Below are 7,361 nucleotides of genomic sequence, written 5' to 3'. Positions count from 1 at the left end.
GCCGAACGCGTCACGCCGCCTTTGTAGCGCGGGCGGACGGCGCGCGCACGGCCCTCTGCGGTCGTGAGCACGGCGGGGGTGCGAGGACGGATGACACCCCCGCCGCGCGTCCAAGGTCACCCGGAGGTGATGCCGGGGATCGGTGCTCGGCGGGGTGAGACCATGGGGCTGCATCCCCTGGTCGCTCCCTGGACGTCGAGCATCTCGCCTCCTCGGCTTGCATGACGTTCGGAGCGACGCCGCGCACGGATGGGCGCCGCCCCGCATCGCGCCTCCCCCACGTCGCCTCCATCGCAATCCGCGTCGGCGACGGTGCCGAACCACTCCCGATGCGATGACGCGCGTCATCGGATCGACACGGGATCCACGACGGGGTCGGCATTCGGGCCGACCCCGTCGTCGTACGTGCCGAAGCGATGGCCGGATGCCGAACTGAACACGTTCAGATACAGTCGTGGCATGACGGCGGAGCCAGAGGGAACCAAGGGCCAGCGCACGCGAGCCAGGGTCGTCGACGCCGCGCTCGCCACCCTCGCCGAGCACGGCTACGCAGGGGCGTCGATGCGCCGCATCGCAGAGCGGGCGGGCGTCGCACCCGGCACGATCTACCTCTACGTGCCGTCGAAGGCGCACCTCGTGCACCTCGTCTACGACGCCGTGACGCAGCGCATCGCGGCACGCGCCGCCGTCGAGCTCGGCGACGAGCGCCGCTTCGCCGCACGGCTCGCGACGGTGCTCACGATCGCGCTCGACGAGATCGCGCCGCACCATGGCGTCGCGGTCGAGATGCTCGGCGCCTCCCTCGACCCCGCCTCGGCGACGAGCCCCTTCGGCGCGGCGAGCGCTGCGACGCGCGAGCGCGCGATCGACGTCTTCCGCGTCGTCGTCGCAGGCTCCGACCTGCGCGCCGACGCCGAGGTGCTCGCCGCCCTGCCCGAGCTGCTGTGGGCGGCGCTCATGGCGGTCATGCTGGCGTGGTCGATGGACCGCAGCGACGGCCAGCGCCGCACGCGAGCGCTCGTCGCCGAGGCGGTGCCGCTCGTCGACGACCTGGCGCGGGCGAGTCGGCTCCCCGTGCTGCGCGGGCAGGCCAGGCGCGTGCTGGCCCTCGCCGAGCTCGCGAGAGGACTCCACGATGCGTGACGATGCCTGGCACGAGGATGCGTACGACGGCGACGACGCGCACGCGACGACCGATGGGCGCGCCGATCTCGACGCTCGCTACGGCGTCGGCGACCCGCGTGCGAACGCATGGACCGGGCTCGACCTCGGCGTCGGATGGGCGATCGGGATCGGCGCGCTGCTCGTCGTGGGCGTCGTGCACGGCGTCGTCACCGGGCTCGGTCCGGGAGGCTCGCCCACGTACGGCGCGGTGTTCGGGTGGTTCGCGGTGCTCTCCGGCGCACCGGTGCTCACCGCATACGGGGTGCCCGTGGCAGCGCTCGCTGCGACGATCCTGCGTCGCGTGCGGGCCGAGTGGCTGCACCTGATCGTCTTCGCGGCGCTCGGCGCGCTCGGCTGCTGGCTGTTCGCGCTCGTGATGACCGGCCTCGGCGAGTCGGGCGCGGCGGGCGGGTCCGGCGGCGGTTGGTTCGTGACGACGGTGGCGTACGGGATCGTCGCAGCCGTGGCTGCCCGGTGGGGTGCGAAGCGGTGCGCGATCCTTCGCTTCGATCGCCGCGATGGAGGGGTGCAGCGCGCGGGATCCTGACCGCCGGCGCCCGCCGGAGCGTGTACCGTGGAGACGCCGCGCAGCATCGCCGCGCTGGCGCCGGGGGTGTAGCTCAATGGTAGAGCTCCAGTCTTCCAAACTGGTGGCGCGGGTTCGATTCCCGTCACCCCCTCGGCCGTCGCCCCCACCGCCGACCTGACCGGTCGCAGCATGCGCGGGCGGGCCGGCCTCAGCCGCCGATGGCGTTCATGCCTCTCGCGGGCTGCAGGAAGCTCGGGTCGTCGATCGCGTGGCCGGGCAGCTTGCCGCGGATGCACGCGCGCAGCACGCGGTCGATCGCCGCGTCGCTCGGGTCCTCGCCGCGCAGCACGGGCAGCAGGTCGTACTCGCTCGACGAGAAGAGGCAGTTGCGCAGCTGCCCGTCTGCCGTGAGCCGCAGGCGGTCGCAGTCGCCGCAGAAGGGGGCGGTGACGGAGGCGATGATGCCGACGGTGTGCGGCTCGCCGTCCGCGCTCGTGCTGCCGAGCATCCACCGCTCCGCGGGCGCGCCGCCGCGACCGGGGACGGGCGTCAGATCCCATCGCGCCTCGAGCGCTGCGAGGATCTCCTCGCGCGTGACCATCGTCGCGCGATCCCAGGTGTGACCGGCGTCGAGCGGCATCTGCTCGATGAAGCGCAGCTGCGCGTCGTGCGCGACGGCGAACTCGACGAGGTCGACGAGCTCGTCGTCGTTGACGCCGCGCATCGCCACGGCGTTGAGCTTCAGCGGCCGCAGCCCAGAGGCCTGCGCGGCACGGATGCCCTCCAGCACGTCGTCGAGACGATCTCGCCTGGTGAGCGACGCAAAGCGCTCGCGGTCGATGGTGTCGATCGAGATGTTCAGCCGCCGAAGCCCCGCGTCCATGAGGTCCGGCAGCAGCTCGGCGAGGCGGATGCCGTTCGTCGTCATCGCCAGCTCGAGCGGCTGGCCGTCGGCGCCGACGATGCCGCTCAACGTGCGCACGACGTCGACGATGTCGCGGCGCAGCAGGGGCTCGCCGCCGGTGAGTCGCAGCGTCGTGATGCCCGCGGCGGCGGCGACGCGCGCGACGTGCTCGATCTCGTCGAGCGTGAGGATGCTCGACCGTGCCAGCCACTCCATGCCCTGCTCGGGCATGCAGTACGTGCAGCGCAGCGAGCACCGGTCGGTGAGCGAGATGCGCAGGTCGCGGTGCACGCGGCCGAAGCCGTCGACGAGCGGCCCGGATGCGTCGTCGCCGTCCGGGAGCGGGCGCGGCCGACTGCCGATGACGACGGGCGTCACGGTCACGAGGGCTGCTCCTGGTCCACGCCTCGACCGTACCCCGCAGGCTGGGCGCAGCGGCGGGTGCCCGCGCACTTCCGCCGCCGGCACAATGCGCGATCCGCGACGCCGTCGGGGTCCGGATGCCTCAGATGCGCAGCAGGCGCACGTGTCGCGGATCGATGCGCAGCCGCACGGATGCGCCGGGGACGAGCGCGAGGTCGGCGACGGCCGAGACGGGCAGCTCCGCCGCCACGGTCTCCGCGAGATCCGCCTCGCCGGCGTGCGCGGCGGGCGCCGCGCGATCTGGCGCGAGGCGCTGCGGATCGCCGCGCTGCGGCCCGTCGCGCTGCGGCCCGTCGCGCTGCGGCACCGTGACGACGCGCACGCCGCCGAGCGTCGCCTCGAGCCGCACGACGCGCGCGAGCCATCCGACGCCCCCGGCCTCGTGCGCCGCCGGAGACTCCCCCACCGGCCGCAGGTGCACGGCAGACGGCGGCAGCACGGCGGCGACCGCGGCGCCGTCGTGCGCCACGGCATCCGCCGACGACGCGTCGCCCGCAGGCAGGCGCACGTCGCCACGAACGCTCGTCCACGCGCCGCTGCTCGCGACGCCCACGAGCCGGTTGAGGCCCGCGATGGAGGCGGCGAAGCGCGTGCCTGGCGTCGACAGCACGTCGCGCGTCGCGCCCTGCTGCGTCACGACGCCGTCCTCGAGCACGACGAGGCGGTCGGCGAGCGCGACCGCGTCGACGGCGTCGTGGGTCACGACGATCGCGGTCGTGCCGCTCGCGGAGAGCTGCGCCGCGAGCAGCGTGCGGATGTCGGCGGCCGTCTCGGCGTCGAGCGACGTGAGGGGCTCGTCGAGCAGCACGGCGCGCGGCGAGGCCGCGAGGGCCCTCGCGAGGGCGACGCGCTGCTGCTGCCCGCCCGACAGCGCCGCGGGTCGTCGGGCCCCGGCGCCCGCGAGGCCGACGCGGTCGAGCCACGCCTCGGCGCCCTCCACGGCGTCCACCCTGCGCGCACCGTGGGTGCGCAGCGCGAAGGCGACGTTGTCGCGCGCGCTCAGGTGCGGGAAGAGCCGCGGCTCCTGCCCCAGCAGAACGACGCCGCGCCGCATGGGCGGCACGTGCGCGCTGCGACGCCCGCGCTCGTCGACGGTGCGGTCGCCGATGCGGATGCGTCCGCCCGTGGGTCGCGCGAGGCCCGCGAGCGCCGCGAGCAGCGTGGACTTGCCGGCGCCGCTCGGCCCCATGACGGCCACGACCTCCCCCGCCGACGCGACGATCGACGCATCCAGCACGAAGCCGTCGCGCTCGACGACCACGTGGGCGTCGACCACATGAGCGTCGCCCACGTGCTCGTCGACGCCGCCGCGCTCCTCGACCGCCCCCCGCTCCGCGTGGCGGCTGCGCGTCATCGCACGGCCCCCGGCCGCCATGCGCGCACGAGCAGCAGCACGCCCACGGCCGTCGCGAGCAGCAGCAGCGACAGCGCGACGGCGGTGCCCTGTCCGACCCCGCCGCCGTTGAACGCCGAGTAGATCGCGAGCGGCATCGTCTGCGTCGTGCCCGGCGCGTTGCCTGCGAGCAGCGCCGTCGCCCCGAACTCGCCCACGGCGCGCGCGAAGCACAGCACGACGCCCGCGACGAGGCCCGGGGCTGCGAGCGGCAGCGTGATCCGCACGAGGATGCGCCATCGGCCGGCGCCGAGGGCCGCCGCGGTCTCCTCGTACGCGACGCCTGTCGAGCGCAGGGATCCCTCGACGGCGAGCACGAGGAACGGCAGCGCCACGAACGTCTGCGCGAGCACGACGGCCGTCGTCGAGAACGGGATGCGGATGCCCCACTCCGCCAGCAGCGGGCCGAGCCAGCCGGTGCGTCCCAGCAGGAACAGCAGCGCGACGCCGCCGACCATGGGCGGCAGCACGAGCGGCACGGTCACGAGCGCCCGCAGCAGCGCGGCCGTCCGGGCGCCTGCGCGCGCGATCGCGAGGGCGAGCGGCACCCCCAGCACGACGCACAGCAGCGTCGCGACCGCGCCGGTGCGCAGCGACAGCGAGAGGGCGGACAGCGCGGCGGGGCTCGTGACGTCGGAGACGAGCGTCGACCAGTCGACGCGGCCGACGAGCGCGGCGAGCGGCACGACGAGCAGCGCGAGCCCCAGCACGGCGGGCACGAGCAGCACCTGCGGCACGAAGCCCCGTGCGGGGGCCTCGCGCCGTGATGGCACCGTTCGCGTCCGCGTCGAGGTCACGGTGCGCCGAAGCCCAGCTGCTCGAGCACGGCGCGGCCCTCGTCGCCGAGCACGAACGCGACGAACGCATCGGCGACCTCCGCGTTCGCGGCGTCGTCGAGCGCGACGATCGGGTAGGTGCTCACGACGTCGTCCGCGCCCTCGGTCTCGATCGTCTCGACGTCGTCGGTCGTCGCGGCGTCGGTGACGTACACGAGGCCAGCGTCGGCCTCGCCGGTCGCGATCTTCGTGAGCACGGCGGTGACGCTCTGCTCGGCGCTGTCGACGGATGCCTCGACGCCCGCGTTCGCCAGCAGGGTCTCGGACGCGGCGCCGCACGGCACCTCGGGGGCGCACAGCACGACCGCGAGGTCGGGGTCGGCGAGGTCGGCGAGCCCCTCGACGCCGCCGGGGTTGCCGGCGGGCACGACGAGCACGAGGGTGTTCGTCGCGAACGGCGCGGCGCCGCTCGCGAGGCCCGCGTCGACGACGCGCGCCATGTTCGCCTCGTCGGCGGAGGCGAAGACGTCGGCGGGCGCGCCCTCGACGAGCTGCGTGGCGAGCGTCGACGAGCCGTCGAACGACACGGGCGCCACGTCGACGCCGGGGTGCTGCGCATCGAACCGCGTGGCGAGCTCGTCGAACGCGGCCGTGAGGGATGCCGCGGCGACGATCGTCAGCTCGCCGGAGAGCTCGGGGGCTGCGGCATCGGACGGCGTCGCCGCCGACGCCGTCGGGTCGGCGTCCGAGCCGCCTGCGCAGCCAGCGAGCGCGAGGATGCCGACGGCTGCGAGGCCGAGCCGGGTGACGCGAGGTGCGCGCATGCTCAGTCCCTCGGCGCCTCGACGATGACGGTGGTGGCCTTCACGACGGCGACGGCGAGCGAGCCCGGCTCGAGGGCCAGCTCGTCGACGGCCTCGGCCGACATGAGCGAGACGACGCGGTGGGGCCCCGACTGGATGTCGACCTGCGCCATGACGCCGTCGCGCTGCACGCGCGTCACGAGGCCCACGAAGCGGTTGCGCGCGCTCGAGAGGCGGTCGGAGGGGTCGGATGCGGCGTGCGCCACCTCGACGGCGTGCGCAGCCAGCGCCGACCCGGGGATGGCGGCGGGACTGTCGCCCGTCGTCGGCAGGGTGCCGTGGTCGACCCAGCGGCGCACGGTGTCGTCGCTGACGCCGAGCAGGCGCGCTGCCTCTGCGATGCGGAACGTCGTCATGTCGCCACCGTACCCGCAGATGCGGCTGCCACCGGCGTGTCTCGCCGCATCTGCGCATCGATCGCATCCCTGTCGGCTGCCGGGCGTGCGACGCCATCCGACCGCATAGCCTGAGCGCATGCCTCTGCCACCGCTCGTCGAGCCGGTCGCGGCGCTGTCCGACGCCGAGCGCGAGCGCACGGCGCGCCACGCGGTGCTCGCCGGGTTCGGCGAGCTCGGCCAGCGCAGGCTCGCGGCCGCGCACGTCGCCGTCGTCGGCGCGGGCGGGCTCGGATCCCCCGTCGTGCTCGCGCTCGCCGCCGCGGGCGTCGGCACCATCACGGTCGTCGACGACGACGTCGTGGAGGCCTCGAACCTGCAGCGCCAGGTCATGCACCGCCATGACGACGTCGGCGCCCCCAAGACGGCCTCGGCGGTGCGCGTCGCAGCGGGGCTCGCACCCGAGGTGCACGTGCGCGCCGTGCAGCAGCGGCTCACGGAGGAGACTGCCGACGCGCTGCTCGCAGGCGCCGACGTCGTCGTCGACGGCACCGACACGTTCGCGACGCGTGCGGTCGTCGCGGCGGCGTGCGAGCGGCTCGGCGTGCCGCTCGTGTGGGGCGTGCTGCAGGAGTTCCACGCGCAGGTGACGGTGCTGTGGTCGGCGCCGCCCGCCGGCGTGCCCGCCGTGACGCTCTCGGACCTCTATCCGCCTGACCGCGTCGGCGAGGTGCCCTCGTGCGCGCAGGTGGGCGTGCTCGGCGCGCTGTGCCTGCAGGTCGGCGGGCTCATGGCGCTCGAGGTCGTGAAGCTCGTCGCGGGCATCGGCGAGCCCCTGCTGGGCAGGGTCGTCGTCATCGACGCGCTGCGCGGGCAGCAGACCGAGGTGCCGCTGCGAGCCGCAGGCGTCCCCGCCGACGCCGCGTGGCAGCACCCGCCGACCGCGCACCCGTCGACCCCGCACACCATCCCCC

Annotated in this window: 8 protein-coding genes and 1 tRNA gene; 4 read left to right on the top strand and 5 right to left on the bottom strand. The window is 75.0% G+C overall.

Going from position 1 to position 7,361, the window contains the following annotated elements:
• Positions 1-459 precede the first annotated feature (459 nt).
• The 3 genes from ACZ6H8_RS13785 to ACZ6H8_RS13775 all read left to right on the top strand — a co-directional run bounded on the left by ACZ6H8_RS13785 (position 460) and on the right by ACZ6H8_RS13775 (position 1,844).
• Positions 460-1,143 carry a TetR/AcrR family transcriptional regulator gene (locus ACZ6H8_RS13785; protein WP_464147460.1) on the top strand — a complete coding sequence of 228 codons (684 nt, stop codon included), beginning with the start codon at positions 460-462 and terminating at the stop codon, positions 1,141-1,143.
• The gene (locus ACZ6H8_RS13780) at positions 1,136-1,711 is read left to right on the top strand and encodes a hypothetical protein (RefSeq protein WP_464147459.1); all 576 of its coding nucleotides are present in this window, start codon (positions 1,136-1,138) and stop codon (positions 1,709-1,711) included. Before ACZ6H8_RS13785 ends, ACZ6H8_RS13780 begins: the two co-directional genes overlap by 8 nt.
• Positions 1,712-1,773: 62 nt before the next feature.
• Positions 1,774-1,844: transfer RNA gene (locus ACZ6H8_RS13775), tRNA-Gly, on the top strand.
• Between the two features lie 57 nt (positions 1,845-1,901).
• Here the strand turns inward: ACZ6H8_RS13775 and moaA are convergent.
• The 5 genes from moaA to ACZ6H8_RS13750 form a co-directional block, all read right to left on the bottom strand.
• Positions 1,902-2,981, bottom strand: a complete 1,080-nt coding sequence (gene moaA, locus ACZ6H8_RS13770) for a GTP 3',8-cyclase MoaA (RefSeq protein ID WP_464147458.1) — start codon at positions 2,979-2,981, stop codon at positions 1,902-1,904.
• A 121-nt stretch (positions 2,982-3,102) separates the two neighbouring features.
• Entirely contained in the window at positions 3,103-4,374 is a 1,272-nt protein-coding gene (locus ACZ6H8_RS13765) for an ABC transporter ATP-binding protein (RefSeq protein WP_464147457.1), read from the bottom strand.
• The gene (locus tag ACZ6H8_RS13760) at positions 4,371-5,186 is read right to left on the bottom strand and encodes an ABC transporter permease (RefSeq protein WP_464147456.1); all 816 of its coding nucleotides are present in this window, start codon (positions 5,184-5,186) and stop codon (positions 4,371-4,373) included. Before ACZ6H8_RS13760 ends, ACZ6H8_RS13765 begins: the two co-directional genes overlap by 4 nt.
• Before the next feature lie 20 nt (positions 5,187-5,206).
• Positions 5,207-6,013: a molybdate ABC transporter substrate-binding protein gene (gene modA, locus ACZ6H8_RS13755; protein WP_464147455.1), complete on the bottom strand. Its 807-nt coding sequence runs from the start codon at positions 6,011-6,013 to the stop codon at positions 5,207-5,209.
• Between the two features lie 2 nt (positions 6,014-6,015).
• The gene (locus tag ACZ6H8_RS13750) at positions 6,016-6,408 is read right to left on the bottom strand and encodes a TOBE domain-containing protein (protein WP_464147454.1); all 393 of its coding nucleotides are present in this window, start codon (positions 6,406-6,408) and stop codon (positions 6,016-6,018) included.
• A 118-nt stretch (positions 6,409-6,526) separates the two neighbouring features.
• Between ACZ6H8_RS13750 and ACZ6H8_RS13745 the strand changes: the two genes are divergently transcribed.
• On the top strand, positions 6,527-7,361 hold an 835-nt coding region (locus ACZ6H8_RS13745; protein ID WP_464147453.1), incomplete at its 3' end, for a HesA/MoeB/ThiF family protein.

The organism is Agrococcus sp. AC640b (genome assembly GCF_979255995.1).
Note: the sequence above shows the minus strand (reverse complement) of the source record. Positions and strands in the feature narration are given on the sequence as shown.